Source organism: Neomegalonema perideroedes DSM 15528 (assembly GCF_000374145.1).
Taxonomy (GTDB): domain Bacteria; phylum Pseudomonadota; class Alphaproteobacteria; order Rhodobacterales; family Rhodobacteraceae; genus Neomegalonema; species Neomegalonema perideroedes.
Window position 1 is genome coordinate 106,599 of sequence record NZ_KB893654.1, and the last position, 26,788, is coordinate 133,386.

26 protein-coding genes are annotated in these 26,788 nt (G+C 68.1%); 13 read left to right on the top strand and 13 right to left on the bottom strand.

The genetic code is table 11. From position 1 onward, the window contains the following. Positions 1 to 65 precede the first annotated feature (65 nt). Positions 66 to 1,046 (bottom strand): bifunctional riboflavin kinase/FAD synthetase, encoded by a 981-nt coding sequence (locus tag B161_RS0107570; RefSeq protein ID WP_018632764.1) that lies wholly within the window; start codon positions 1,044 to 1,046, stop codon positions 66 to 68. Between the two features lie 169 nt (positions 1,047 to 1,215). Between B161_RS0107570 and B161_RS19570 the strand changes: the two genes are divergently transcribed. After that, entirely contained in the window at positions 1,216 to 1,368 is a 153-nt protein-coding gene (locus tag B161_RS19570) for a hypothetical protein (RefSeq protein ID WP_018632765.1), read from the top strand. Here B161_RS19570 and xseA read toward each other — a convergent pair. Further along, the gene (gene xseA, locus B161_RS17275; protein ID WP_240471601.1) at positions 1,344 to 2,900 is read right to left on the bottom strand and encodes an exodeoxyribonuclease VII large subunit; all 1,557 of its coding nucleotides are present in this window, start codon (positions 2,898 to 2,900) and stop codon (positions 1,344 to 1,346) included. The two genes, B161_RS19570 and xseA, sit on opposite strands and share 25 nt — an antisense overlap. An 8-nt stretch (positions 2,901 to 2,908) precedes the next feature. Further along, positions 2,909 to 3,463, bottom strand: a complete 555-nt coding sequence (locus B161_RS0107580) for an ActR/PrrA/RegA family redox response regulator transcription factor (RefSeq protein ID WP_018632767.1) — start codon at positions 3,461 to 3,463, stop codon at positions 2,909 to 2,911. A gap of 200 nt (positions 3,464 to 3,663) precedes the next feature. Between B161_RS0107580 and B161_RS0107585 the strand changes: the two genes are divergently transcribed. Next, positions 3,664 to 4,602 carry an AEC family transporter gene (locus tag B161_RS0107585; RefSeq protein WP_018632768.1) on the top strand — a complete coding sequence of 313 codons (939 nt, stop codon included), beginning with the start codon at positions 3,664 to 3,666 and terminating at the stop codon, positions 4,600 to 4,602. Positions 4,603 to 4,663: 61 nt separating this feature from the next. Here the strand turns inward: B161_RS0107585 and B161_RS0107590 are convergent, their stop codons facing one another. Both B161_RS0107590 and B161_RS18770 read right to left on the bottom strand, forming a co-directional pair. After that, complete coding sequence (locus B161_RS0107590; protein ID WP_018632769.1) at positions 4,664 to 5,584, bottom strand: hypothetical protein; 921 nt, start codon at positions 5,582 to 5,584, stop codon at positions 4,664 to 4,666. A gap of 766 nt (positions 5,585 to 6,350) precedes the next feature. Beyond that, positions 6,351 to 6,941: a helix-turn-helix domain-containing protein gene (locus B161_RS18770; protein ID WP_083922924.1), complete on the bottom strand. Its 591-nt coding sequence runs from the start codon at positions 6,939 to 6,941 to the stop codon at positions 6,351 to 6,353. Between the two features lie 558 nt (positions 6,942 to 7,499). Here B161_RS18770 and B161_RS17285 point away from each other — a divergent pair. Next, positions 7,500 to 8,147, top strand: coding sequence for a DUF6456 domain-containing protein (locus B161_RS17285; RefSeq protein ID WP_157755579.1), 648 nt, complete (start codon positions 7,500 to 7,502; stop codon positions 8,145 to 8,147). Between the two features lie 187 nt (positions 8,148 to 8,334). After that, positions 8,335 to 9,186, top strand: a complete 852-nt coding sequence (locus B161_RS18775; RefSeq protein WP_051085745.1) for a helix-hairpin-helix domain-containing protein — start codon at positions 8,335 to 8,337, stop codon at positions 9,184 to 9,186. A gap of 282 nt (positions 9,187 to 9,468) precedes the next feature. Here the strand turns inward: B161_RS18775 and B161_RS0107610 are convergent, their stop codons facing one another. From B161_RS0107610 to B161_RS0107625, 4 genes are all read right to left on the bottom strand, one after another. Beyond that, positions 9,469 to 11,088, bottom strand: coding sequence for a peptide chain release factor 3 (locus B161_RS0107610; protein ID WP_018632772.1), 1,620 nt, complete (start codon positions 11,086 to 11,088; stop codon positions 9,469 to 9,471). 59 nt (positions 11,089 to 11,147) lie between these two features. Next, positions 11,148 to 12,023 carry an HNH endonuclease gene (locus tag B161_RS18780; RefSeq protein ID WP_018632773.1) on the bottom strand — a complete coding sequence of 292 codons (876 nt, stop codon included), beginning with the start codon at positions 12,021 to 12,023 and terminating at the stop codon, positions 11,148 to 11,150. Positions 12,024 to 12,107: 84 nt separating this feature from the next. Beyond that, positions 12,108 to 12,788: an HD domain-containing protein gene (locus B161_RS17300; RefSeq protein ID WP_018632774.1), complete on the bottom strand. Its 681-nt coding sequence runs from the start codon at positions 12,786 to 12,788 to the stop codon at positions 12,108 to 12,110. Between the two features lie 192 nt (positions 12,789 to 12,980). Beyond that, a complete protein-coding gene (locus tag B161_RS0107625) occupies positions 12,981 to 14,210 on the bottom strand; it encodes a DNA recombination protein RmuC (RefSeq protein ID WP_018632775.1) in 1,230 nt (409 codons plus the stop codon). Positions 14,211 to 14,424: 214 nt separating this feature from the next. Between B161_RS0107625 and B161_RS17305 the strand changes: the two genes are divergently transcribed. From B161_RS17305 to B161_RS0107660, 7 genes are all read left to right on the top strand, one after another. After that, on the top strand, positions 14,425 to 14,949 hold the full coding sequence (locus B161_RS17305; RefSeq protein WP_018632776.1) for a hypothetical protein: 525 nt from the start codon (positions 14,425 to 14,427) through the stop codon (positions 14,947 to 14,949). Between the two features lie 92 nt (positions 14,950 to 15,041). After that, complete coding sequence (locus B161_RS17310; protein ID WP_018632777.1) at positions 15,042 to 16,016, top strand: YihY/virulence factor BrkB family protein; 975 nt, start codon at positions 15,042 to 15,044, stop codon at positions 16,014 to 16,016. 20 nt (positions 16,017 to 16,036) lie between these two features. Next, positions 16,037 to 16,519: a cytochrome c maturation protein CcmE gene (ccmE, locus tag B161_RS0107640; protein WP_018632778.1), complete on the top strand. Its 483-nt coding sequence runs from the start codon at positions 16,037 to 16,039 to the stop codon at positions 16,517 to 16,519. 23 nt (positions 16,520 to 16,542) lie between these two features. Then, a complete protein-coding gene (locus B161_RS0107645) occupies positions 16,543 to 17,433 on the top strand; it encodes a PhzF family phenazine biosynthesis protein (protein WP_018632779.1) in 891 nt (296 codons plus the stop codon). Positions 17,434 to 17,638: 205 nt separating this feature from the next. Then, positions 17,639 to 18,901, top strand: a complete 1,263-nt coding sequence (gene coaBC / locus B161_RS0107650; protein ID WP_018632780.1) for a bifunctional phosphopantothenoylcysteine decarboxylase/phosphopantothenate--cysteine ligase CoaBC — start codon at positions 17,639 to 17,641, stop codon at positions 18,899 to 18,901. Beyond that, on the top strand, positions 18,898 to 19,377 hold the full coding sequence (gene dut, locus B161_RS0107655) for a dUTP diphosphatase (protein WP_026310271.1): 480 nt from the start codon (positions 18,898 to 18,900) through the stop codon (positions 19,375 to 19,377). The genes coaBC and dut overlap by 4 nt, the downstream gene beginning before the upstream one ends. A 4-nt stretch (positions 19,378 to 19,381) precedes the next feature. Beyond that, complete coding sequence (locus B161_RS0107660; RefSeq protein WP_018632781.1) at positions 19,382 to 20,275, top strand: dihydrodipicolinate synthase family protein; 894 nt, start codon at positions 19,382 to 19,384, stop codon at positions 20,273 to 20,275. On the opposite strand, the gene B161_RS0107665 is transcribed toward B161_RS0107660, so the two are convergent. Next, positions 20,276 to 20,770 (bottom strand): flavin reductase family protein, encoded by a 495-nt coding sequence (locus tag B161_RS0107665; RefSeq protein WP_018632782.1) that lies wholly within the window; start codon positions 20,768 to 20,770, stop codon positions 20,276 to 20,278. Between the two features lie 84 nt (positions 20,771 to 20,854). Further along, the gene (locus B161_RS0107670) at positions 20,855 to 22,324 is read right to left on the bottom strand and encodes a YcjX family GTP-binding protein (protein ID WP_018632783.1); all 1,470 of its coding nucleotides are present in this window, start codon (positions 22,322 to 22,324) and stop codon (positions 20,855 to 20,857) included. Between the two features lie 72 nt (positions 22,325 to 22,396). Between B161_RS0107670 and B161_RS0107675 the strand changes: the two genes are divergently transcribed. Together B161_RS0107675 and B161_RS0107680 are read left to right on the top strand one after the other, a co-directional pair. Then, complete coding sequence (locus B161_RS0107675; protein ID WP_018632784.1) at positions 22,397 to 23,497, top strand: NAD(P)/FAD-dependent oxidoreductase; 1,101 nt, start codon at positions 22,397 to 22,399, stop codon at positions 23,495 to 23,497. Positions 23,498 to 23,620: 123 nt separating this feature from the next. Then, entirely contained in the window at positions 23,621 to 24,487 is an 867-nt protein-coding gene (locus B161_RS0107680; RefSeq protein WP_018632785.1) for a methylenetetrahydrofolate reductase, read from the top strand. Between the two features lie 130 nt (positions 24,488 to 24,617). Here the strand turns inward: B161_RS0107680 and B161_RS0107685 are convergent, their stop codons facing one another. Together B161_RS0107685 and mtaB are read right to left on the bottom strand one after the other, a co-directional pair. Further along, a complete protein-coding gene (locus B161_RS0107685) occupies positions 24,618 to 25,319 on the bottom strand; it encodes a response regulator (protein WP_157755580.1) in 702 nt (233 codons plus the stop codon). Between the two features lie 96 nt (positions 25,320 to 25,415). After that, the gene (gene mtaB / locus B161_RS0107690) at positions 25,416 to 26,729 is read right to left on the bottom strand and encodes a tRNA (N(6)-L-threonylcarbamoyladenosine(37)-C(2))-methylthiotransferase MtaB (RefSeq protein ID WP_018632788.1); all 1,314 of its coding nucleotides are present in this window, start codon (positions 26,727 to 26,729) and stop codon (positions 25,416 to 25,418) included. Positions 26,730 to 26,788: the final 59 nt, after the last annotated feature.

Genomic DNA, 26,788 nt, shown 5'->3' on the forward strand with positions numbered 1-26,788 from the left:
CGCGGGATTCTCCCGCAAGCCGCTTCAAGCCGCCTCCCCTCCGAGGCGGCTTTGTCTTTTTCGGCTCAGGCTTCGGCCAGCAGACGGCGCGCTTCTTGGGAATCGGCCTGAATCTGGGCTTTGAGCGCCTCCAGCCCGTCGAATTTGCGCTCGGGGCGCAGGAAGGCGATCATCTCGACGATCAGCGTGCGGTCGTAGAGGTTTTCCTCCACGTCGAAGAGATGGACCTCCAGACGCGGCGCGGCTCCGGCGAAGGTGGGGCGCAGCCCGAGATTCGCCACGCCCCTCCAGAGCGGCCCGCGCCCGCCCTGATCCTCCTCGACGCCCGCGCCGATCTCGCCGGGCTCTTTGGCCAGCCGCGCCCGCACGGCGTAGACGCCGAAGGCCAGAGGCTGAAGCCCGTCGAGTCCGATGTTGGCGGTGGGGAATCCGATGGTGCGTCCGCGCTGGTCGCCCTTGCTCACCACGCCTTCGATGCGATGGGGACGCCCGAGAATCCGCGCCGCCTCTTCGGGGCGCCCCGCCGCCAGAGCCCGCCGCGCCGCGCTGGACGAAAGCTCCACGCCCTGCGGCCCCTCGATCAGCGGCACGCTCTGCACGGAGAATCCACGCTCCGGCCCGACCCTTCCGAGGAAGGCCATGTCTCCGGTCCGGCCCGCGCCGAAACGGAAGTCGGCGCCCGCCGCCAGATGGGAGATCCCGAGCCCTTCGACCAGAACCCGATCCACGAAGGCCTCGGGCGTCATGGCGGCGAGTTCCGCGTCGAAATCGACCTGATGCAGAATCTCCACGCCGAATTCCTGAAGGATATGCGCCTTGGCGCGGGCGGGAGTCAGCCGGAAGGGCGGCGCTTCGGGCGCGAAGAAGGCGCGCGGATGGGGCTCGAAGGTCACGACGCCGAAGGGCGCGCCCATGGCCTCCGCCTGACGCCGCGTCGCGGTCAACAGCGCCTGATGGCCGAGATGCAGGCCGTCGAAATTCCCGATGGCGACGGCGGCGCCGTGCAGATCCGGCGCGACGGCGCGCCAATCCGTGACGATCTTCACTTGCGCAAGCTCTCCCCCTTGAGCGTCTTCCGGCGTCTACTTGCGCCGCGCGGCCTGCGCCGTCAAGCGCTGGCGGCCCCCGAAGGGCTTGGCGAAAAGGCTTGCCTTTCGGATAGGGGCGCGGCTTCCTGCCCTTTCTGAACAGGATCTTCCGGGAGGCCGCCGCGCCATGGACCCATCGACCTACGACCCGACCTCTTTGGCGATCATCGTCGGAGTCTTCGTGCTGGCCTTCTTTCTGCTGAGGCGGGCTGTGCGGATTCTGCTGCCGGTGGCTTTGGTCGCGGCGGCGGCCTTTTATTTCTTCGTCAAAGGCGGTTGAGGGGCTGATCCCTCCTCCGGCCCGAGGACGCGGGTCTTGGCCTCGCCCTTCTGCAAGGTCAGCGCGACGAGATCCCCCGGCGCGAGGGCGGCGGCGTCGCGGATGGGCTTTCCTTCGGCGTCGCGCGCCAGAGCGAAGCCTCGCGCCAGAACGCCTTTGAAGGAATAGGACTCCAGCAATTGGCCTAATCCGCGCAGCTTCTCGATTCGCTGGGCGCGCGCGGCGCGGAAGGCGGAATCCAGCCGCCCGGCGACCATCTCCAGCCGCTCGGCGCGCCGCGCGAGCGCGGGCCGGAGCGAGGGCAGAGGCCGCGCGGCCCAATCGCGGCGCTTCAGCGCGATCAGTCTTTGCGGCGCATGATTCAGCCGCTCGCCCGTCACGGCCAGAGCCCGCGCCGCGCCGCTCCGGCGCTCGCTGAGCCTTCCGCGCGCGGCCTCCAGCTTTCCGGAGGCTTCGGCGAAGCGCCGCTCCTGCGCCGCCCGCCAGAGCGCCAGAGCCCGCGGCAAGCCCGCCGCCGCCGCGTCGAGCCTCTGGCGCGGAGTTTCGAGCAGGCTCTCCGGCCGGGGCAGGGCGCGGGCGAGGCCGCGGAGCGTCGCGCGGCGGTCCTCGATCCCGCGCCGCATGGCGCCGCGCCTGCGGGTTTCGAGATCCTCCAGAAAAGCGACCAGCCCCGCCCGCACCGGAACCGCCATTTCGGCGGCGGCGGTGGGGGTGGGGGCGCGTTTATCGGCGGCGAAGTCGATGAGCGTGACGTCCGTCTCATGGCCCACCGCCGAGATCAGCGGAATCTCGCTGGCGGCGGCGGCGCGCACCACGGCGGCGGAGTTATAGCCCCAGAGGTCTTCAATGGAGCCGCCGCCCCGCGCCACGATGATCACGTCGGGGCGCGGAATCGGCCCGCCGGGCTTCAGAGCGTTGAAGCCCCGGATTCCGGCGCTCACCTCGGGCGGGCAGTTTTCGCCTTGGGCGGCGGCGGGCCAGAGGATCACCCGGCGCGGGAAGCGGTCGGCGAGGCGATGCAGGATGTCGCGGATCACGGCGCCGGTCGGCGAGGCCACCACCCCCACCACCTCGGGCAGGAAGGGGAGGGGCTTTTTGCGCTCTTCGTCGAAAAGGCCCTCGGCGGCGAGCAGGCGTTTTTGCTTCTCCAGCATGGCCATGAGCGCGCCTTCGCCCGCAGGCTCAAGGCTTGAGGCGATCAGCTGATATTTCGAGGAGCCCGGAAAGCTGGAGATCCTGCCGGAGAGGATGACCTCCATCCCCTCCTCGGGGCGAAAGCGCAGGCCCTGAAAGACGCCCTTCCAGATCGCCACGTCCAGCTTCGCGCCTTCGTCCTTCAGCGTGAAATAGACATGGCCCGAGCTTTGCGGCCCGCGATAGCCCGAGACCTCGCCGCGCACGCGCACTTGTCCGAAGCGGGTTTCGAGCGTCTTCTTCACCGCGCCGGAGATCTCCGAGACGGAGAAGGCGGGGGCGTTGTCGCCCTCCCTCCCCGGAGTCTGCGGGCCTTCGGAGTCCATATCCTGAGTCATGGCGGAGTTCAGCGCGGGCTGCGTTTGGCGAGGATGCGCTGAAGCGTGCGCCGATGCATGTTCAGCCGCCGGGCCGTCTCCGAGACGTTGCGCTCGCAGAGCTCATAGACGCGCTGGATATGCTCCCAGCGGACGCGGTCGGCGGACATGGGATTATCGGGCGGCGGAGGGCGCTCGCCTTCGGGGCTGAGCAGCGCGGCGCAGACGTCGTCGGCGTCGGCGGGTTTGGAGAGATAATCCACCGCCCCCGCCTTGACCGCCGCCACCGCCGTGGCGATGGCGCCGTAGCCGGTCAGCACGATGATTCTGGATTCGGGGCGCGCCTCGCGGATGGCGGTCACCACGTCGAGTCCGCTGCCGTCTCCGAGCCGCAGATCCGTGACGGCGTAGGCGGGCGGATGGGTCTTGGCGGCGGCGACGCCCTCGGCGACGCTGGCGGCCATGGTCACGGCGAATCCGCGCTTCTCCATGGCTCGCGCGAGCCGCGAGCGAAGGGCGTCGTCGTCCTCGACGATGAGCAGGGAGTTGTCCGGCCCTATGGCGAGCGGCTCGATCTCAGACATGGCGCGTTTCCCCCTTGGGGCGGCCTTGTTCGGAGCATGAAGAGGCGACCGCCTTGAATGGCGCGATCATGTCGCCAATCGCCGCATATGACAACCTTTTCGCTTGCGGATTCCGCAAAAGCCCGTGGTCGTCCCGGGGGGCGACCTGAGCGGGAAGACGCCTTATAAGGGCGCGTTCGGGGAAGAGGGAGGAGCGTCCCATGGGGGCGATCGAGGCGCTGGCCGCGAGCTTCGCGTTGATGCTCGTCGGCGCGGCTTTGGCGCGGCTGTCCGTGGTCTCGGCGGTCGGCTGGGCCGAGGTGGAGAAGCTGGCTTATTGGGCCTTGTTTCCGGCTTTGCTGGTGGCCTCTTTGGTCAAGGCGCCTCCGGCGGGGCTGGAGGCCGTGAAGCTGGGGGCGGCGCTGGTGGGGGGGCAAGTCTTCGCCTTCGCGCTGGTCTGGAGCTTCGGGCGCCGCAGGCTCTCCGGCCCGGTCCTGCCGAGCGTGGTTCAGGGCGCGATCCGCTATAACACCTACATCGCCTTCGCCACGGCTCTGGCGGCTCAGGGCGCGGCGGGGCTGGAGCGGCTGACGCCCGCTCTGGCGCCTTTGATCATCGCGGCGAATATTTTGTCCGTCGGCGCCCATGCTCTGGCCTTGAACGGGGCTGCTTTGAGCGGAGCGGGGCAGGGGACTCCCACCTCCTCGCCTTGGCTGAAGGCCCTGAAGGAGCTGGCGACCAATCCTTTGGTTCTGGCCTCGCTTTTAGGGCTGACGCTGAATCTGACGGGCCTGATTCCGCCGGGGCTGGTCCTGAGGGTTCTGGAGGCGCTCGGCGGCGCGAGTCTGCCTTTGGCGCTTTTGGCGGTGGGGGCGGGGCTGAAGCTCGGCGCCGAGACCCTGCGCGATCTGCCGCTCATTCTCTGGACGAGTCTGGTGAAGTTCCTCGTCTGGCCTGCGGCGGCCTTCGCTTTGGCCTGGGCTTTGGGGCTCGGGCCGGAGGGCCGTCAATTGGCGCTGCTGACGGCGGCGGCGCCCACCGCCACCGCGAGCTACGTCCTCGCGCGCCGTTTGGGCGGAGACGCGCGGCTCATGGCCTCGCTGATCTCGGCGCAGACTCTGCTCGCGGCGCCCGTGCTGTTTCTGCTGCTGAGCCTCTGAACGCGAAAACCCTCCCCGCGGCGCGGGGAGGGCTGAATCTGCGGAGCCTGAAGCCTGAGCCTCAATGTCCGGCGTGCGCGCCGCCGCCGGCCTGAGCCTGAGCCTGCTGCTGGCCGGTCGGAACGCCGGTGCCGGGCGTGTAGCCGCTGCCGGTGAGGCCGCCGCGCTCGCCCCAGATGGGGAGGACGTGGGTCGGCTGGCCCGCGTCATGGTTGTAGTTCGTGCCATGGACGCGGTCATAGGCGGCGGAATTGCCGAACACGCCGTCAAGGCCGAGCATATAGCCCGCTTCCTGACCCAGCGTGCCGAGGAAGGCGAGCGGGGCCTGACGGCCTCCGGCGTTGCCGCCGAGGGCGTGGGTGTGGGCTTCGTGGCTCTGGGTGTTGACCAGCCAGCCGCCGACGTCGCCGTTCTGAGCGGCGCGCAGCGCGCTGTCATGCCCGACGAGATAGGAGAAGGCGCCCATCGGCACGCCGAGGACGCGGCCCAGCAGGCTGCCGGGCGGCAGGATGTTGCTGATCCGGCCGCCGATCCCCGCCGCCTGCTCGTCGCCGGGCTGGGGGCCGGAATGCTGGGTCTGGCCCTGAGTCTGGGTCTGGAAGCCGTAGGTGCTCCAGCCGCGGGGCAGATTGGGGATGTCGGCGGCGGCGGCGATGCGCCCGTTATACCCGGCGAGGGAGCGCCATCCGGCTTGTCCGCCCGTCTGGCCCCCGATTTGCGCTCCGATCTGGCCGCCGGGGCGATAGCCGCCCGAAACGCCGCCCGAAACGCCGCCTTGAGCGCCCGCGCCCGAAGCGCTCCATCCGGCGCTCGCGCCGGGACGATAGCCGCCCGAAGCGCTCCATCCGGTCTGGGCTCCGGTCTGGGCTCCGCCCTGAGCTCCGCCATGTCCGGCGTGGGCGCCTTGAGCGGCGGCCTGTCCGGCGCGGGCGTTGGCGGCGGCGCCGAGCGCGCCGCCTCTTCCAAGAATGCTTAACGTCATCTTCGTCGTCCTTTCATGCCCCAAAGCCTGAAGGCCCGTCCCGCCCGAACCTAACTTTCCGGCGGCGGGCTTCGCGCGTCGATCCGGGCGGGGGTCGCTTCGCGACGAGATCCGGATCGAGCCCCTATGTCCGGAAGGACGGCTCCGCCAGCCGCCGCCCCTCCCAAAAGACGCGCGCCTTGACGTCGCCGACCTCGCGAAGCTCAGCCGCGCCAAGCCGGGGAGGCGCGTATCAGAGGCTTTCGTGGTGAAGGCGTGAGCAGTCATTCTCACAGGTATGTTTTAAAATAACACTACTCTGCTGCGCATCAATGAAAATACGGTTCACATTGATACATTATGCCTGAGAGGTTCATCTGTGCGCTGCGAAAGCCGAATCCCGAACGTGGTTTCCGCGCGGCCTCCGCCGAATCCCGAATCCGGCCGACGCGCCTCCGCAGGAACGCCGGGCGGGCGGCGGGCGGAGATTCGGCGCGATCTTTATTGAAGAGGGGGGCGTCGCCTGACGCACGGCGGAGGCGGGACCGCTCCGCCGCGCGGAGCCTCGGTCCGGCTGGAGGGCGAAGCCCTGCTCCCCGCCGCCTGAGGCTCCCGAAGAGGCCGCGCTCCTTGATGGAGAGGGAGGGCGCGGAAATCCCGGCGATCTTCGCAGCCGGGCCTCGGGAGCCTGAATCGACCGGACCGCCGGGGCGATCCATGGTCCGCGTTCGATCTCCGCCTCGCGGCGCGATTCGCCCTCAGGCGGATCCGCGCTTCGGAGGCGGAATCAGAGATGCGTGACCCGCATGATCAGCGGCGCCACCCAAAGCAAGGGCGCGTCGTAGACGATGGCCTGACTCGGATCGCGGGCGGGGCGCAGGCTCGCCAGAGCGGCGCGCAGGCCTTGGCCCTCGACCTCTTCGCCCTTGGGGGGCGGCAGCACCCGGCGGAGCATCACGGCTTCGTCGTCGGCCATGACGAGGCAGTCGCGTCCGTAGGCGCGGGCGATGTCGCCGCGCATGCGGTCTCCGATGAGGATGTCGCCGGCGGAGTAAGGCCCGTAAGCCTCCTCGATGCGGGCGGCCACCGGATCCTCGGCGGGCACGTCCACGCTGAGGCCGGTTTCGCGGCCCAAAGTCACGTCTCCGGAGGAGTCGACGTCGCCCAACATCTGGATCAGGCGCGAGCCGGGACCTTCGAGCAGATCGACCGGATGCACCTTCAGGACGGTGGCGAAGCGCTCCAGCCAGTCGGTGGAGAGAGTCATGTTTCCAGTCTCAAGCCGCGAGACGCTTTGGGGCGTGGTGCCCACCGCCTCGGCCAGCTCACGCAGGGTCATGCCGTTGCGCTGCCTGAAAACGCGTATCCTGTTTTTCATAATGTCGAACCTGCTCGAATCATCGACTATCCTTTAAGCTAGTCTGGCTGATTAATCCAAATTGTAACACTCGAATTCCAGTAAAGTTTATCAAAACTTCTCATTCAGATAAATTTTCTATGAATATTCCTAAATGGGAACAGTCGCAGAGGGCTGCTCCATGGTTGATTTCCCTAATATGAAATACACACCTATACGCTGTGCGTTTTTTATCCTGAATTCGGAGCCCTCCGAGCGGCGGGGGTTGGATGAGCGAATCACATCCTTCTGAAAAGTCCCGGCGATTCGGTCCTGAAACGACCCTTCGTCCATGGCTTCGGCCTCGGCGGAGGGCTTTCGCGCAGCCTGATGAAGGAGTTGGTTTCCATGATGAGTTTTGATCCGCGCAAGTTGCGCCAAGGAGCCGCCGAAGCCGAAGCGCGTGGATGCTTGCTTGTTTTGGCGCGTGCCGGCGCATGGATCTGTCAGAATTCAGATGGTTCCGGGGAGATCTTCAAGCGCGGGAAGCCTAAGTCGGGAATCCTGCGCCCGCAGCTCTCCCAAGAGGGGATCGAGGAGATGGCGCGCCGCGACTGGATCCGCCCTGAACTGACCCGTCCCTGCGGCCGGGGCTGGGTCGTCACGACGGCGGGCCTCTCGGCGGCGGCGCGGATGAGGGCCGGCGGCCGCAAAGGCGCCGAGCCCGGCGCCAGTTTCCGCGAGGCCCGCCGCATCGAGGCCGAGAAGCTCTTCGCCGCCGGTCCCGGCGAGAAGGTCGAGAAGCTGAAGGTGAATCTCGGGGAATCTCCGGTGGGCTGGCTGGCGCGGCGCAAGGGGGCGGACGGCGCGCCCTTCCTCTCGCCGCAGGAGGTGGAGGCCGCCGAGCGTCTGCGCGCCGATTACGAGCGCGGGCATATGGGCGCGCGGGTGACTCAGGACTGGCGCGGCTTTCTGACGGCGGGGACCTCCGGAGGCTTCGGCGGCGGGCGCGAGAGCCTGAGCCTCTCCGCCGAGGCGGCGCGGGGCCGCGTGATGGCGGGGCTCAAGGCCATGGGGCCGGATTTGTCGGACGCGGCCTTTCGGGTCTGCTGCCGGTTGGAGGGATTGGAGGATCTGGAGCGCGGTTTGGGCATGCCCGCCCGTTCGGGCAAGATGGCGGTGAAATGGGCTTTGAAGCGCCTCGTCGCCCATTACGCCGAAGAGGACGGAGCCGCCCGAAGCCGCTAGGCCGGCGCCGTTGAGACCGGCGCCGTTGAGAAGCGTCCGCGCCTGCGCGCGCGAGTCGCGGCGCATGGGACCGCGCTGCGGTTGACTTTTGGCGTCCTGAAGCCCAAATCAAGGCGATGTTGCGGCGCAGCATAAGCTTGCGCCCCCCGACGCCTGAACCCGCCTGATCAGAGAGCGAGACGACGCCATGCCTCCCATCACGCCTCCCAACGCCTGCGGCGCCTCTGCGGATCCGTCGCGCCTGGCTCAGCAGAGCCTGCGCGCGTTCTGGAGCTGGACGCCCTTCGCGCCCCTTCTGGGTCTGAAATCCCCCTGGCTGGAGATCTGGGGGCCGCAGCTGCGCGCCTTCGGCGTGCTGAGCCAAGGCGCCTATGCGCCGGGCATGGCCTTCAGCGGCCCCAAGGCGCCGCAGGTCGAGGAAGAAGCCTCCGCCGAGGCCGCGCCCAAAGCGGCCAAGCCCGCGCCTAAGGCGAAAGCCGCCAAGGCGCCGAAGGCCGAAGCCGCTCCGGTCGCCGAGGCCGCCCCTCAGGCTGAGGCCGCTCCGGTCGCCGAGGCCGCGCCTGCGAAGGCCGAGCCCAAGCCGAAGAAGGCTGAGAAGCCTCTCGCCAAAGAGCCCCCCAAGGCGGCCAAGGATCTCTTCGAGGATCACGAGCCCGCCACGCCGAAGGCCGAGCCTTCGCTGGTCGAAACCTTCTCCGCCCAGCCGGAGGCCGAGCCCGCGCCCGCGCCGCTCGCGCAGCCTGAGGAGGTCAAGGCCGAGGCCGCCCCTGAGCCCGCCCCGGCCCCTGAAGCGGCTCCGGCCGCTCCGGCCCAGCCCGAGGCTTCGGCCCTCGCCGCGGACGACCTGACCCTCGTCGAGGGCGTCGGCCCGGCCACGGCCCGCCGCCTTCAGGAGCAGGGCGTGCGCCGCTTCGCCGATCTGGCCTCCCTGACTCCCGAGCGGCTGATCGAGATCCGCCGCGTGGGCACGCTGACCATCACCGAAGATCAGGCTTTGGGGATCATCTCCTCCGCCGCGACGCTGGCCCGTCCGCACTGATGCCTGATCTCCTGATCTCCGGGAGCGCCTGACGCTCTCAAGAACGCCCTCCTTCGCCCCGCGAAGGAGGGCGTTCGTTCGTTCGGGGACCGGAAGGGGGCTGCGTTCCGGCCTGTCGCGGGAGGCGAGGCCTTCAAAAGCGCCTCGCCTCAGAAGTTAAGGCGCGGATCGGCGCAGGAGAACAGGGATGAATCATGGAGGCCGGGCGCGGTTCTCCCTCCCGGAAACGAAGACGCCCCCGATTGAAGGATCGGGGGCGTAGCATTGTATCGTTTTGGGACGTCAGCCTAAGGTCTCTTTGACCCGCGAGAGCGTGATCTTGGGGTAATCGCGCTCCACGCGCTGGACGTCCCAAGGGATGCGGATCAGAAACACCGGATCGCCGTCGTGATCCTCGGCGATCTGGCTTTTATTGGCCTCGGCGAAGGCCTCGACGTCGGCTTTGGCGCCCCGGATCCAGCGCGCCTCGCGATATTGCGTCGGCTCGAAGCGGACGGGCAGGCCGTATTCCGCTTCGATGCGGCTGGCGAGCACGTCGAATTGCAGCGCGCCCACCACGCCGAGAATCCAGCCCACGCCCTGAAGCGGCTTGAAGAGCTTGGCCGCGCCCTCCTCGGCGAATTGGAGCAGAGCTTTATCCAGATGCTTGGCCTTCATCGGATCGCCCGCCCGGACGTTCTGCAAAAGCTCCGGCGCGAAGGCGGGGATGCCCGTGAAGCGCAGCTCCTCGCCCTCGGTGAGGGAATCGCCGATGCGGAGCTGGCCATGGTTGGGCACGCCGATGATGTCGCCCGCCCAAGCCTCCTCGACCACCTCGCGCTCGCGGGCGAGGAAGAACATCGGGTTGGAGATCGCCATGGGCTTGCCGCTGCGCACGTGATGCAGCTTCATGCCCCGGTCGAAGCGCCCGGAGCAGAGCCGCACGAAGGCCACGCGGTCGCGGTGCTTGGGGTCCATGTTCGCCTGAACCTTGAAGACGAAGCCGGTGACCTTCGGCTCTTGCGGCTCGACCTCGCGGGTGAGGGCGGGGCGCGGGCGCGGCGCCGGGGCGTATTCCGAGAGGCCCTTCAGCAGATCCGCGACGCCGAAGCTGTTGATCGCCGAGCCGAACCAGACGGGCGTCAAATGCCCTTCGAGAAAGCTTTGTTCGTTGAACTGGGGCAGCAGCTCGCGGGCCATCTCCACGCCCTCGCGGAGTTCGGCGAGGCGGTCGGCGGGCAGGCGCTGCGCCAGATTCGGGTCGTCGAGGCCCTTCATTTCGACGGTCTCGGCCTTCACATGGCGATCCGCGCGGTCCATGAGTCCGAGGCGGTCATGCAACAGGTCGTAGGCGCCGAGGAATTCGCGGCCCATGCCGATAGGCCATGAGGCGGGCGCGGTGTCGAGGGCGAGCTTCTGCTGAAGCTCGTCGAGGATTTCGAAAGTGTCGCGGGCTTCGCGGTCCATCTTATTGACGAAGGTCAGGATGGGCACGTCGCGCATGCGGCAGACTTCAAACAGCTTGAGCGTCTGCGGCTCCACGCCCTTGGCGGCGTCGATCACCATGACGGCGGCGTCGACGGCGGTCAGCGTGCGATAGGTGTCTTCGGAGAAATCTTCATGGCCCGGCGTGTCGAGCAGATTGAAGAGCTTCCCGTCCCATTCGAAGGTCATGGCCGAGGCCGAGACCGAGATTCCGCGATCCTGCTCCAGCTTCATCCAGTCGGAGCGGGCGCGGCGCTGCTCGCCGCGGGCGCGGACGGCGCCGGCGGTCTGGACGGCGCCGCCGTAGACCAGAAGCTTCTCCGTGAGCGTGGTCTTGCCCGCGTCGGGATGGGCGATGATGGCGAAGGTCCGCCGCCGCGCGATTTCGGGCGGCAGGGCGGGCGCGTTATGGCCGAGGAGATTCTGGGTGCTGCTCATGGCGAGGGCTTATAAGCGCGCGCGCGCGGCTTGCGAAGAGGGGAAGCGGAGGGGCGGCCTCAGCGGGAGGCTTTGGCGGCCGCGAGGATCTGTTTCAGCCTTGAGAGCGTCAAAGGCGCCTCCGGCCCGCGGTGGATCATGGCGTGGCAATTCGGACAAAGGGGGATCAGGTCTTTGATCGGGTCCACCTCGTAATCCTCGCCGATTGTGGAGAGAGGGACCAGATGATGCACATGGATGAAGCCTTCGCCATGCGCGCCATAAGCCTTTCTGAAATCAAATTCGCAAGCCTGACATTTCGCGCCGTAATGACGGACGCAGGCGGCGCGGGCGTCTTTGTCGCGTTCATAGAGGTTGACCATCCTGCGGACGCGCCCGCCTTCGACGAATTCCGGGGCTTCAGGATCGGGAGTTTCGTCCAGTTCCTGCGCGATGGAGTCTGAACTCGCCTCGCCGACTAGCCCGAGCCGCTCCATGGCTTCGGCCAACTCGGGCCAGAGGATCCAGATGAAGAAGCCGTTTTCATCTGTTCCGTATTCGACGGTCGGCTCCTCGCCCTGCGGCCATCCTCCCTCTGGAGGGAGAGGGGCGGAATAGAAGGGCAGCGCCCAATAAATGCGCTTCCCGCTCGACGTGAGCAGCTCAATGCCGTGATTTTTGCCGAGCGCCCTGCCGAAACCGTTGACGACTCCGATGACCCCGGCGGCGCGGCGCTGATCCATGGGGGCGATCCGGCCGGTTTTGGAGACCGCTGCTTTCCCTCTATCTGAGGAGCCGCGCGGATAGCCCAACTCCGCCCCGAGATCGGCGACTCCGGCTCCATGATGCGGGCGCGCGTAAAGCGCCCTCAGGATCTCCAGCATTTGAGGCTTCGTCGTTCCCTGGTCCTGAAGGACGTTCATCCACTGTTCGACCGAAATCTCCAGATCATCCATCGCCGTCCCCGCCTCGTCAGATCGGCGCAAGCGTAAGAGGCGATGGAGAGGCCTGCAACCTTATCCGCCCTGATCAGGAATCTCTCACGGCCCGTCGCCGAGCTTGTCCAGCGCCTGAGTCTCGGCGGCGGAGAGCGGCGGCAAAGCGTCCAGCGCCGCCGCAAGCTCGGAGGCCGCCTGACGAAACAGCGCGTCCAGACGCGGAGAAGCCCCCGCGCAGGCCTCCGCCACCACTTGGCAGGAGGTCAGATAGGCCCGCAGCCGCAGGGGCGTCCAGCGGTCGAGGGCCTTGGCCCGCGCCCGCAGATTGCTCACCTGATCGGCCATCTTGACGATCTTCGCCTCAGGCGGCTTGTTCGCCAGAGACTCCGCCTGAAGCCTTTTGCGCTCGGCGGTGGTCAGAAGCTCCCATTCGGGCTTGTCGGTCATGGCGTCCACGAGCAGCGCGACCCGCGCGCCGAAGGCCTCGCGCACGTCGCCGAGCGCCGCGTGGCGGTCTTCGACGCAATCATGCAGAATCCCCGCGACGATCACGTCGAGGTCGGGGCTGACCTCCGCGACCAGAGCCGCCACCTCGCAGAGATGATTGAGATAGGGGTAATCCATGCCCCGCGCGCCTTTGCGCCGCTGATAGGCGTGGGCCCGGGCGGCGAAGTCATAGGCGCGGGTCAGAACCACGAAGCGCGAATCCGCGCCGGGCGCCGCGGAGCCCGCTCCGCAAGGGGCGGCGTTCAGGAAGGAGTCGGAATCGGCGGGGGTGGTCATGGGGGGCGATCTCCGCAAACCAACGGCGGGACGCCCGCCGCATTCAGCGACGGCGTCCGAAAATCAGAAGATATGTGACGGCTGTGTGACGATCCTATGACATGAAACCAGAGGAAAACGCAAAACCTTCCCCGAAGAATCGCAAAAAACGGCGCTCAGGTCGGGAGCGCGAAAGGTGAGGAAGCCGAAAGATTAACTCGGAATTCCGGCGATTTCAGGGAGAGCCTCCGGACGCCGCGCCGCAGGCGCGGAAGAGGGCTCCGTCTGGGCGGCTTCGCTGAATTCGACCTCCTCCAGCTTGCGGGCGCCGCGCAGGATCTTCGTCACCGAGATTCCGGCCTCGCGCAGATCGCCTTCGGCTTGTCCGAAATGGGTCTCCAGCGCCTTGAGCCGCGTTCCGAGCCGCTCCGCGTCCTGAAGCAGAAGCCCCGTCTGACGCCGCAGCGCCGCCGATTGCTCCTGAATCCGCGCGTCGCGGAGCACGGCCCGCAAGGTGTGCAGCGTCGCCATGAAGGTCGAGGGCGAGACGATCCAGACCTTCTTTTCAAAGCTCAGACGGACGAGATCCGGGAAATTGGCGTGGATCTCGGCGTAAATGGCCTCGGAGGGCAGGAACATCAGAGCCGAATCGGCGGTCTCGTCCGCGACGAGATAGCGCTCCGCCACGTCGCGCAGATGCCGCCCCACGTCGGCGCGAAAAGCCTTGGCGGCTTCGGCCTTCTCGGCGGGAGAAGTCGCCTCGGCGAGGCGGCGCCAGGCCTCCAGCGGGAATTTCGAATCCACCGGCAAAAGCCCGGTCGGGGGCGGAGTGACTAAAAGGCAATCCACGCGCCGCCCGTTGGAGAGTTGGGTTTGAAAGCGGTAGCTCCCGGCGGGCAGGGCCTGAGTCACGATCTCCTGCAATTGGATCTCGCCCATGGCGCCGCGCGCCTGCTTGTTCGAGAGGATGTTCTGAAGCCCGAGGATGTCGCCGGAGAGCCGTTCGATCTTGCCTTGGGCGCGGTCGATGGCCTCCAACCTCTGGCGCAGGTCGCCGAGGGCCTGAGCCGTCCGCTGGGCCGAGCCGGAGAGCGAATCGCCGAGCCGCGTCGAGACTTCTTCGAGGCGCCGCTCCAGAGTCTCCAGCGTGGCGGCCTGAGTCTGGTTCTGAGCCTGTCCGATCTGGCCGAGCCCGCCCGCCATGCGCTCCTGAGCCGCGCCCAGAGCCTTGAGCGATTCGCCGAGCCGCCCGATCTCCGCCGCGAGGGGTTCCGCCGCGCGGGCCGCCCGCCGCGAAGCCCGCAGAGCCGCGAAGGCCAGCAGAGCCGCCAGCAGAATCAGCCCCCCGGCGAGTCCGGGGATCCAGAGCGCCGCCGCGCCGCCCGCCTCTTGAGCCGCCGCCTGAATCGCCGCCTGAACCGCCGCCTGAATCTCCCCCGGCATCCGCCCCTCCCAAATCGCGCCGGTGAACGGCGCCGACGGCCTCAAGATGGGGCCGAAGCGGCCCGCATAACAGGGCCGAAGGCGGAGCGAAAGCTTTCCGCCCTTCGCCGTCCTCCCTCAGACTTAAGTCGGGGCGCGGCTTTCGGCGGATCGACGGCCTGCGCGGATCCTCGTCTTATGGAGAGGGGACGCTGCTTGGAAAAGGATATGAGCGATGCGGAAGAGAGCGATGCGGAGGATGCGGGGCGCGGGCGCCGGAATTCTGGCTCTGGGATGGCTGGCCGCCGGAGGCGCCGCCGCGCAGGAGGCTCCGGCGCAAGAAGGCCACGCTTGGGCGGCTTCGGTTCCGGCGGGGGTGATCGCGGTGGGGCCGCCGCAGGATGTGGATCTGACGGTCTCCACCGGGCCGGAGGGAGAACCGGTCTCCGAGACGACCGAGATCGCTCTGAAGACGGGCGGCTATTACCGGCTGAACTTCGTCTGCACCGACGCCGCCGACGACACGGCGGGATTCCGCTTCGAATCGCCGGGCCTGCTCTCCAACGCGCATCTGCGGGTGGTCAGCGTGAGCGACATCGAGATCCATATGCAGGGCCTCGGCTTCCACGCCCTCGAATGCGACGAGCCGGGAAGAGCGCGCTTCAGCTTTCATCCCATGCGCAAAGGCGAATATGAATTCGTCGTGAAGAATCAGGAGGATCCGCCCGCCGTTCTGCGCGGGGTCTTCAAGGTGGAGTGACGAGGACGGAGAGAAAACCCTTGCGCCGAGCCCCTCGGCCTCCTTCATGAGGGCGGCCATGAGGGCCTCGGCCGCAAGGGAAGGAAGGATCTATGGGCGCTTTGCGCGGTCTGCGTCGAATCTGGCGTGTGATTCTGGAGACCTACGACAGATTCTCCTCGGACGACGGCGAAGCTCTGGCGGGCTACATGGCCTTCTCCATGTTCCTGTCTTTGTTTCCCTTCCTGATCTTCGTGACGGCCATGGCGGCGCTCGCCATCGGCATGCAGGACGTGGACGCCACGCTGGCCTTCATGTTCGACGCCCTGCCGCCGGACGTGGCCGGGGTGCTGGAGCCGGTGGTCTCCGACACCGTCCACGCCCGCGTGAGCGGCGCGCCTCTGACGCTCTCGCTGGTCGGGGCGCTCTGGGTGGCCTCCAATGGAATCGAGGCTTTGCGCGCGGCGCTCAACCGCGCCTATTCCCAAGCCGAGAACCGGTCCTGGATCTATCGGCGGCTTCAGAGCGTCGGGCTGGTCTTCGCGGCTTCTCTGGCCTTCGTCTTTCTGACGGTGCTGGTGCCGCTCTGGCCGAGCCTCGTGGATTTGCTGACGGCGCCTCTGCAATTGCTGCAGGAGCTGCCGGTCAAAGCCTTCGTGCGGGAGATGGCGGATCTGCCCTATCTGACGCTCATGCGTTACGGCTTGGCGGCTCTGGTGCTGGGGATCGCGATCTACGCGGCCCATCGCATCCTCCCGAGCGGCGACCCCGAGGCGCCCGTCTGGCCGGGGGTGATCTTCACGATCCTCTGCTGGCTGGCGGGAGGCGCTTTGTTTTCGGTCTACCTCGCCTATATTCCGAGCTATAGTCTAACTTACGGAGCTTTAGGCGGCGTGATCGTCGCTTTGTTCTTTTTCTACATCTCGGCGGCCATCGTGATTCTCGGCGCCGAGCTGAACGCGGTGCTCGGCGGTTTGCGGCGCGACCCGGAGAGCCGCCGCCGCCAAGCCTCTCAAACCGCCGACCAGACCGCCGGGTCTTCGTCCGCGACGCCCGACGGGGCGGGCCGGATCGAAGAGACGACCTGAAATTGGGGAGACGCCAGCCTATGGCCAGCCGCAAGAAACAACGGATCCTGATGCTCGTTCTGGGCGGCGTGGCCCTGACGCTCTCGACGGTGCTGGTCTCTCTGGCGATGCGCGATTCTCTGGTCTTCTTCTTCGGACCCGGCGAATTGAGCGCCAAGGCCGCCTCGGGCGAGATCACGCCGGATCGCCGGGTGCGGCTCGGGGGGCTGGTGGAGGTCGGTTCGGTCCGGCGCGACGCCTCCGGGGCGCGCTTCGTGATCGAGGACGGAAACGGCGCCTTGCCGGTGGTCTATGAGGGCATCCTCCCGGATCTCTTCGGCGAGGGTCAGGGCGCGGTGGCCGAGGGCTATCTGCGCGACGGCGTCTTCCGGGCGGCGAGCGTGCTGGCCAAGCATGACGAGAATTACATGCCCCGCGAAGTCGCCGAAGAACTCAAGCGCACCGGGCGCTGGCGCGAGGAGGACGCCCTCTCCGAGGGCCTGCCGCGCGCCTCGGGAAGCTGAACCGCCCTCTCTGGAGCCCTCGCATGGCCCCCCATCGCTATATCTACGTCAACGCCTTCGCCGAAGATCTCTTCGGCGGCAATCCCTGCATGGTCTTCTTCGGGGCCGACGACCTCGACGAAGAGACGCGGCTGAAGATCACGCGGGAATCGCGGCTTTCGGAATGCGCCTTCCTGCAAAAGCCCGCTTCCGATGCGGATTTCGCCGTGCGCTATTACCTCGCCTCCGGGCCGATCCCCATGGCCGGACATCCCACCGTGGCCACGGGGATCGCGCTGATCGAGGCGGGGATGGTCAGGCCCGGCGACTCCTTCAGGCTGGAGGTCGGGGCGGGGGTCATGCCCATCGAGACCCGCGCCGGAGAAGGCGGGCGTCCGCCCATCGTGACCATGACGCAATTCGCCCCGAAATTCGGCGAAAGCTTCGATCCCGGCGAGATCGCCGCGATCTACGGGCTTTCGGCGGGGGATTTTCTTGCGCCGCCTCAGGTGGTGGGCACGGGGAACATGCATGTTCTGGCGCCGCTGAGGAATCGCGAGGCCCTGCGCCGCGCGAAGCTGAATCCCGAGGCCGTGGCCCGGTTTCACGCCGCCCATCCGGAGCTGACCTTCGCGGAGGCCTTCCTGTTCGTTCCCGAGGGCGAAACTCCCGAAGGCCGGAGTTTCGCGCGCCTGCTGCTCGCGCCGCCCAATCCGCCCGAAGACCCCTTCACCGGCTCCGCCACGGGCGCCATGGCCTCCTGGCTCTGGCGCGAGGGCTATTTGGACTCGCCGCGCTTCGTCGCCGAGCAGGGCCACTGGATGGGCCGTCCGGGCCGCGCCGAAGTCGAGATTCTCGGCCCGCGCGAAGCGATCTCCGGCGTGAAGGTCGGCGGCCCCGGCGTGGCGCTCATGCGGGGCGAGATCGCCGTTTAATCGTTTCGTTTCAGGACATACGCCGCCTGAAGGCGATCCGCCGCGCGCGGATTCGCCCGTCAGGTCAAGATAAGGGCGGTCCGGCCTGTTTTTCCTTGGCTTTGCGCCGAAAGCTTTTCCCGTTCGGCGGGGAAAGGCTTTATTCTGCCCGCGAATCGCGCCGGGGCGGGGAAGACGGGACCAGAGGGCGGGAGCAGAGGGCCGGATGATCTATGGAAAGCGCATTCTCTTGATCGTCGGGGGCGGCGTGGCCGCCTTCAAGGCGATCGAGACCCTGCGGCTGCTCCGCGAGCGGGGCGCCGAGATCCGTTGCGTGCTGACCAAGGCGGGCGGCGAATTCGTCACGCCTTTGTCTCTGGGGGCGCTCTCCGGAAGCAAGGTGCATCAGGATCTCTTCGACCTCACCGCCGAGGCCGAAATGGGCCATATCCAGCTCTCGCGCTGGTCGGATCTGGTGCTGGTGGTTCCGGCCACCGCCGATTTCATGGCCAAGATGGCCCAAGGCCGCGCCGACGACCTCGCCTCCACCTTGGTCCTCGCCACGGATAAGCCGGTGATGATCGCCCCCGCGATGAACGTCCGCATGTGGGAGCATCCCGCCACGCGGCGCAATCTGGAGATCCTCCGCCGCGACAACGTCAAGGTGGTCGGCCCCAACGCCGGAGAAATGGCCTGCGGGGAATACGGCTATGGGCGGCTCTCCGAGCCTGAGGAGATCGCCAAGGCGGTGGTGGGGCATTTCCTGCGCCGCTCGCGGGCGCAGAGGCTCAAGGGCATGCGGATCGTGGTCACCTCCGGCCCCACCCGCGAGTCCATCGACCCGGTGCGCTACATCTCGAATCATTCCTCCGGCAAACAGGGCGTGGCGGTGGCCGAGGCTCTGGCGCGGCGCGGCGCCGAGGTGATCTTCGTCACCGGACCCGCCGAATTCGACTCGCCTGAGGGCTGCCACGTCGAGCGCGTCACCACGGCGGAGGAGATGCTCCGCGCCGTGATGGACGCCCTTCCGGCCGAGGCCATGGTGGCCGCCGCCGCCGTCGCCGATTGGCGCATGGAGCGGCCCGGCGAAAACAAGATGAAGAAAGACGGCCAAGGCGGCGCCCAGATGCTGCGGCTGGTCGAGAATCCCGACATCCTCGCGCGGGTTTCGGCTCTGGGGCCGCCGCTGAGGCCCAAGCTGGTGGTGGGCTTCGCCGCCGAGACCACCGACGTGGTGAATTACGCCCGCGCCAAACGCGCCCGCAAAGGCTGCGACTGGATCGTGGCCAACGACGTCTCTCCGGCGACGGGGATCATGGGCGGCGATGAAAACGCCGTGGTGCTGGTCACCGCCGAGGATGAGGAGCCATGGCCGCGCCTCTCCAAGCGCGAGGTGGGCGACCGCCTCGCCGAGCGCATGACTTCGGCGCTGATCGGCGCGGCGCGGGCCGAGGCCGCCGCCGCTCTGGAGAAGGACGGATTCGCATGACCGCGCCTTTAGAGGGGCCTGTGGTCCGGGTGAAGCGCCTGCCGCATGGCGTGGGGCTGCCCGCGCCTTTCTACGCCAGCGCCGGAGCGGCGGGCGCCGACGTCTGCGCGGCTCTGCCCGAGGGCGCGGCTCTGACGCTGGTGACGGGGGCGCGCAGCCTCGTGCCGACGGGCTTCGCCTTCGCGGTCCCTCCGGGCTGGGAGATGCAGATCCGCCCGCGTTCGGGGCTGGCGCTGAAACAGGGCGTGACGGTGCTCAACGCCCCCGGCACGCTGGATTCGGATTATCGCGGCGAACTCTTCGTGCTGCTGATCAACCTCGACAATAGCCCCGCGACCCTCCGGCGCGGCGATCGCATCGCGCAATTGGTGATCGCGCCTGCGCCTCAGGCGCGTTTCGAGGAGGTCGCGGACCTCGACGCGACCGCGCGCGGAGAGGGGGGCTTCGGCTCCACCGGAATCAGTTTCAAGCTCTGAAGCCATGGATTTTCCGCGCGGACTGGCCGCCTATCCGATCACGCCTTGCGACGCCTCCGGGCGGGTGGACGCCGCTGCGCTGCGGCGTCTGGTGGGGCGTCTGCGGGCGGCGCAGGTCGATGCGGTGGGGCTGCTCGGCAGCACCGGGACTTATCTCTATCTCAGCCGCGCGGAGCGTCGCCGCGCCATAGAGGCCGCTCTCGAAGAGGGAACGGGCGGCGCGCCTCTGCTGGTCGGAATCGGGGCGCTCCGCACCGACGAGGCGGTGAAGCTGACTCAGGACGCCAAGGCCGCCGGCGCCGATTTCGGGCTTCTGGCCATGGCCAGCTACACGCCGCTGACCGAGGCGGAGGTCTTCGAACATTACGTCACGGTGGCGCGGGAGGGCGGCTTGCCGCTCTGCGTCTACGACAATCCCGCCGCGACTCATTTCGCCTTCACGCCGGAGCTTCTGGCGCGGCTGGCGCAGGAGCCGGGAATCGTGGCGGCGAAGAGCCCCGCGGCTTCGGCGGCGGATCAGCTCGCGGGGCTGCGGCCCCGGTTGAAGGCGGGGTTTTCGCTCGGCTATAGCGGCGATTGGGCCACCACCGAGGCGATGATCTCCGGCGCGGAGATCTGGCATAGCGTCCTCGGCGGGATTCTGCCGCTCGCTTGCGGAAGGATCACGGCGGCGGTCCGGCGCGGAGATTTCGCCGAAGCCCGGCGCCTCGACGCGGAGCTGGCGGCGATCTGGGCGCTCTTTTGCGAATTGGGGAGTCTGCGGGCGGTCTTCGCCATGGCGGATCTGCTGGGGATCGCCTCGGCCGCGCCGCCGCGTCCGATTCTGCCTCTGGCGGGCGAGGCGCTGGCGCGCGTGAAGGCGGCGCTGGAGGCCCTGCCTGAGGATCTCAGAGGCTGATCAGCCCTTGGCCAACCCCGCATAGCCGCCGAAATAGAGCAGCGGATCGCCCGGAGCCTGCGCCACATGCAGCACCCGGCCCAGAATGATCAGATGATCTCCGCCGCCGACCACGTCATAGGGCGCGCAGACCATCCGCGCCAAAGCGCCCGGCAGGACGGGCGCGCCCTCCCAAAGCTCGAAATCGCCCTCCTGAGCCTCCGGCGCGCGGGAATAGCGCTGCGAGGCCTCGCGCTGATCCGCTGAGAGGACGCTGAAGGCGAAGCGGTCCGCCGTCAGAAAGGCCTCGGCGGTGCGGGCGGTCTTGTCGAGGCAGAAGAGCGCCAAAGGCGGATCCAGCGACACCGAGGTCAGAGAATTGATCGTCACCGCGAGGGTTTCGCCCTTGGCGTCGCGGCAGGCGGCGACGGCCACGCCGGTGGCGAAACGTCCGAAGGCGTCGCGGAAGGCGCGCGGATCCACGCCCGGCGCCTGAATGTCGAAATCTGCGGTCATCAAGAAGGCTCCTGAGCCTGAAGCGTGATCTGAAAACTTGGGAGAGGTTTTCGGATGAATCGCGCGTCAGATAAAGAAACTAAGTCAACTGAGCTTATCGCCGATCAGGAATTGCAGCGCTTTGTCGAGCCGCAGATGCGGCGGGCCTTCGCCCTCGCGCCATTCGAGCCGCGGCGGCGCGAAGCGCATGAAGCGATATTCCGCCCCGAGCCAGCCCGCGCCCGGCGTCGCCTGAGGATCCCGGGCGGCCCGACGCGCCGCCTCGACGATCTCGGCGGGGTTCTCGGGCAATTCGCCGGGATAGAGGGCGGCCTCTTCTCCGGTCTCCAGCAGGCGGCCCCGCACGCAATGGAGAATCCGCCCGTCGCGTTTGACGTCCTGCTCGACGGTGGCCCGCAGCGAGGCCAGAGCCAGAGACTCCACCTCGGCGCCGCGATAGGCCGCGCGCTCTAAGCTTTCAGCCAGCAGCGCCTTGAGGATGGCCGTCAGGCGCGGATGCTGGGTGTGATGCACGTGATCGGCTTTGGTGGCGGCGAAGAGGATCTTCTCGACCCGCTTGGCTCCGAGCAGGCTCAGCAGCCAGCTGTTCGGGCCGGGGCGGAAACAAGCGAGGATCTCGGCCATGGCCTCCTGAAGATCGGCCACGGCGGCGGGTCCGGCGTCGATGGCCGCGAGGGCGTCCACGAGGACCACCTGGCGGTCCAGCTTGGCGAAATGGTCGCGGAAGAAGGGCTTCACCACATGGCGCTTATAGGCCTCGAAACGGGTCTCCATCAGTCGCCCGAAGCTCTCGGCGGGGGGACGTCCGCCTTCCTCCGGCACGGGCAGAGGCGCGAAGGTCACCGCCGGAGAGCCCGCGAAATCGCCCGGCATGAGGAAGCGCCCCGGACCCACCGCCGAAAGCCCCAATTTCCGACTCGCCTGAAGATAGGCCGCGAAACGCTCGGCGGCCTCTTTGGCGAGGGATTCGTCCGCAGGCCCGGCGGGGTCGAGAGTCTCCAGAAAAGCGAGCCATGGCGCGGCGGCGGCGGCGCGTTCGGGGCGTCGGGAGGCGGTCAGGCTGGCGCGAGCCCATTGGGCGTAGCTCTGGTTCAGCAAAGGCAGATCCAGCAGCCATTCGCCGGGATAGTCCACGATGTCGAGATGCAAGGTCGAAGGCCCCGCCAGAGCCTGAGTCAGCCCCGCCAGAAGCCCCGTCGGCTTATAGCGGATCGAGACGCGCAGCTGGCTGATCTGGCGGGTGGAATCCGGCCAGCTCGGTTCGGGGGCGTAGAGCGCGGCGCGATGGGCCTCGTAATCGAAGCGCGGGGCCTCCGGATTGGGCTGAGGCCGCAGCATGGCGGCTTCGATGCGGCCTTCGGCGGCGGCGTCGAGCAAGGTCATGCGGCCGCGCTGGAGCAGATTCGCCACCAGAGCCGTGATGAACACGGTTTTTCCCGCGCGGCTCAGCCCCGTGACGCCCAGACGAATGCTCGGCTCGAAGCTTTCGCCGATGCGCCTTTGCGTGTTCTCGACGCTGCGCAAAAGGCCGTCCGTCCAATCCGCGAGGCTCATGCCGTTTTTTCTCCTTGGCTCCGCCGTGAGATATAAGCGCTTTGGGGGGCGTTTTGCGAGAGGGGCGGGCGGATGGAGAGCTATGAAGTCGGGACGGCGGTGATCGGCGCCGGTGTCGTGGGGCTGGCGGTCGCGGCGGAATTGGCCCGGCGCGGGCGCGAAGTTTGGATTCTGGAGCGCGGCGCGCGCTGGGGCGCCGAGACCAGTTCGCGCAATTCCGAGGTGATCCACGCCGGAATCTATAATCCGCCCGAGAGCCTCAAGACGCGGCTCTGCGTCGAGGGGCGGCGGAGGCTCTACGCATGGGCCGAAGCGCGGGGCGTAGGGCATCGCAAATGCGGCAAGCTCATCCTCGCCGCCGAGCCGGAGGAGGAACCCGCTCTGGCGGCTCTGGCCGAGCGGGCGGCGGCCAACGGCGTGGCGTTGGAGCCTCTGACGGGGACGCAGGCCCAAGCCCTCGCGCCGGGGCTGAGGGCGCGGGCGGCGCTGTTCTCGCCGGAGACGGGGATTCTCGATTCGCATGGCTTTATGGAATCGCTGCTGGCTGAGGCCGAGGCTCATGGCGCGATCCTCGCCTTGCGGAGCGAGGCGCGGGGCGGAGCCGCCCGCGCGGACGGGCGCTTCGATCTCGATCTCGGCGAGACGCGGCTCGTCGCGCGGGAGGTCGTGAACGCGGCGGGCTTGGGGGCTCAGGCTCTGGCGCGGCGGATCGAGGGGCGCGGCGGAGAGGCTCCGCCTCTGGTGGTGCGGATGGGGCGTTATTTCGCGCTGGCAGGGCGCTCGCCTTTCAGCCGGCTGATCTATCCCGTTCCGCCCGTCGGAGGCTTGGGCGTTCATCTGACGCTGGATCTCGGCGGGCGCGCGAAATTCGGGCCGGACGTGGGGCCTGCGCTGCAAGATCCCGAAGCTCTGGATTATCGCGTCGATCCCGCCTTGGGGCCGGTCTTCGAGGCCGCCGTGCGCCGCTGGTGGCCGGGCTTGCCCGAGGGCGCCTTGCAGCCGGATTCCTCCGGCGCGCGGCCCAAGCTCTCGGCCAAAGGCGAGGATTTCCGCATCGAGGGGGCCGAGACCCATGGCCTGCCCGGCTGGATCGACCTCTTCGGGATCGAGTCGCCCGGCCTGACCTCCGCCCTCGCGCTGGCGGAGCTGGTCGCGGAGAAGCTGGAGGCTTGATGCGGAAACCGCACAAACATCTCAGGAATCCGCATAAGCCGCCCGCCCGGCCCGGCTTGACACATAAAGATAAGTTTATATGGTCGGGAGGGCTCGCCGCCTCACCTCCCCTAAGGATTCGCCATGTCCGCGCCTGAAGCCCTCGAAATCTCCTTTGAATATTTCCCGCCCGTCGCCGCGGAGGCGGTCGAGAAATTCGAGGCTCTGGCCCGTCGGCTGGCGGGCTATCGCCCAAGCTTCGTCTCCGTGACCTATGGCGCGGGCGGCGGCACCCGCGAGCGCACGCTGTCGGTCATCGAGAAGCTGCGGGCCGTGGCGCCGCCTCCGGTGGCGGGGCATCTGACCGTCTCGGGGGCTTCGCGGGCGCAGACCATGGCGGTGGCGGCGCGCTATCGGGAGCTGGGCGTGGATCACGTGGTGGCGCTGCGCGGCGATCCGGTCAAGGGCGAGACCCATTTCGCGCCTCATCCCGAGGGCTTCGCTTCGGCGGCGGAATTGGCCGAAGCGCTCTCCGCCGAGGGCTTCGCCTATGACGTGGCGGGCTACGCCGAGCCTCATCCGGAAAGCCTCGGGGAGGCGGCGGATTGGGCGCATCTCAAGCGCAAGGCCTCGGGCGCGCGGCGCGTGCTGACGCAATTCGCCTTCGACGACGCGGCCATCGCCCGTTTCCGCGACCGCTGCGTCGCCGAGGGGATTGCGGCGCAAGTCACGCCGGGGATCATGCCCATCGTGGATTTCGAGCAGCTCTGCAAATTCGCGGCGCGCTGCGGCGCCCGGATTCCGGCCTGGCTGCATGAGGCTTTCGCCAAGGTCTCGCCGGAGGATAAAGCCGCGCGGCGCGAGCTCGGCGACCGTCTGGCGGCGGAGCAGGTCGACCGCCTGAGGGCGGCGGGCTTCCGGGCCTTCCATATCTACACGCTGAACCGCGCCGACCCCACCGAGGCGCTTTGCGCCCATCTCGGCCGCGCCCCCGAGGCGGCGGCGGCCTGAGGCTCAGGAGCGCCCCCGCCCGAGGCTGTCGGCGGGGGAGCCTTCGCCGGCTTCGCCGGAAGGACGCTTTCAGTTTTGATTTTGTCGCGCTTTCGCGACGCGAAGCTTGGTCGGCTTCGCTGGAAAGCGCTTAACGGCGCAGGATCTCGCTATACAGCGCCTCGCGGGCGGTGAGCGCGGCTTGGGTCCGGCTATGGACTCCGAGCTTGCGCAGGATCGCGGTGATATGCGCCTTCACCGTGGTCTCCGCGATGGAGAGGTCGAAGGCGATCTGCTTGTTCAGCTTGCCCGCGCAGACGAGATCCAGAATCCGCAATTGCTGCGGCGTGAGCTCGCGCAGCTTTTCGAGGCTGCCCGGCTCGGGGCGGGAATTGCCCGCCGAGGCCGCCAGCCCCTCATAGCCCGGCGGCAGAGCCACGCCGCCCTCAAGGATCTTGCGCAGCCCGGAGATGATCTGCTCGCGCGGAGCGTTTTTCGGCATGAAGCCCGCCGCCCCCGCCTCGATGGCGCCCGAGACGATCCGCGAATCGTCCAGAGCCGACACCACCGCCACCGGCAGATTCGGATGACGCGCCTTCAGCCTCAGCAAGCCGTCGAAGCCCTGCACGTCGGGGAGGTTGAGATCCAGCAAGGCGGCGTCGGGCCGGAAGCCCGAATCCAGCAGCGCCAGAGCCTCGGTCAGAGAATTGGCCATGCGCGTCGAGCCCGCGCCGACCTCGGAGGCCAAAGCCAGACTCAGGGCCTCGCAAAAGAGCGGGTGGTCGTCCACGATCAGGAAAGCGAAGCCCTCGCCTTTGCGCGACGTCTCCGAGTCCGGTGAGATCTCCGCCATCATCTGCCGCCTCCTCGGGATTCAAGAAGGGCCAGCATAAAGGCTCTGAGACGATTTGTCCGCCGCGACCAAAGGCTCACCGGACGGCTCGGGGATTCAGGCCGCCAGCAAGGCCCCGTCGGCCATGGCGTGGGGCGCGACGCGGACCACCTCTCCGGCGCGGCGGGGCTCCGTGAAGCGGATCAGGGCGTAGCCTTCGGAGCGCCCGAGGCTTTCGGTCTCCATGAGCGCCGCCTGCTCCACGCCGATCTGAGAGGCCAGATAAGCCGCCTCCCGCGCCTCGCCCAGAGCCCGCAGACGCGCCGCCCGCTCCTTGCCGACGGCCTTGGCCACCTGCGGCATCCGCGCGGCGGGAGTCCCCGCGCGCGGCGAGAAGGGGAAGACGTGCAGGAAGGTCAGGCCGCATTCCTCCACGAGGCGCAGGCTGTCCTGAAACATCTCCTCGGTCTCGGTGGGGAAGCCCGCGATGAGATCGGCGCCGAAGACCATTTCGGGCCGCTTCGCCCGGACCTCCTCGCAAAAGCGGATGGCGTCGGCGCGCAGATGCCGCCGCTTCATGCGCTTGAGGATCATGTCCGCCCCGGCCTGCAAAGACAGATGCAGATGCGGCATCACGCGCCGGTCGCCGGTGATCGCCTCCATCAGCGCCGGATCGGCCTCGATGGAGTCGATGGAGGAGAGGCGCAGGCGCTCCGGAGCGCCGGGGCGGCCGAGGATCTTCTGCACGAGATCGCCGAGGCGCGGCTTGCCGGGCAGATCCGCGCCATAGGAGGTGAGGTCCACCCCCGTCAGCACGATTTCGCGATAGCCCGCCCCGGTCAGACGCTCGATTTGCGCGACCACATGGCCCATAGGCGCCGAACGGGAATCGCCGCGTCCGTAAGGGATGATGCAGAAGGTGCAGCGATGATCGCAGCCGTTCTGCACCTGCACGAAGGCGCGGGCGCGGTCTCGGAAGCCGTCGATGAGGTGATTCGCCGTCTCGCGCACCGACATGATGTCGTCGACGCGCACCTTCTCGCTGGCGGTCACGCCGAAATCCGGGCCGCCGAGTCCGCCCGGAGGCGTGTTGTCTCCGGCGATGCGGCGCCATTGCGCGGGATCGGTCTTCTCCTTGTTGCCGAGGACGAGGTCCACGGCCTCCATTTCGGCGAAGCCCTGAGGATCGATCTGGGCGGCGCAGCCGGTCACGACGATGCGCTTGCCGGGATTCTCGCGGCGCAATTTGCGGATCGCCTGCTTGCCCTGACGCACGGCCTCGGCCGTGACGGCGCAGGTGTTGACGATGATCGCGTCGGAGACGCCCGCAGCCTCGGCCTGAGCGCGGATCGTCTCGGATTCGACGCTGTTGAGACGACAACCGAAGGTCACCAGTTCGGGAATCGCCTTGAGGTCCGGCGGGGCGTCCATGATCTTGCTCTGCTTTTGTGAAGCGCCCTTGATAAAGGATTTCGCGGCGCGGCGCCAGA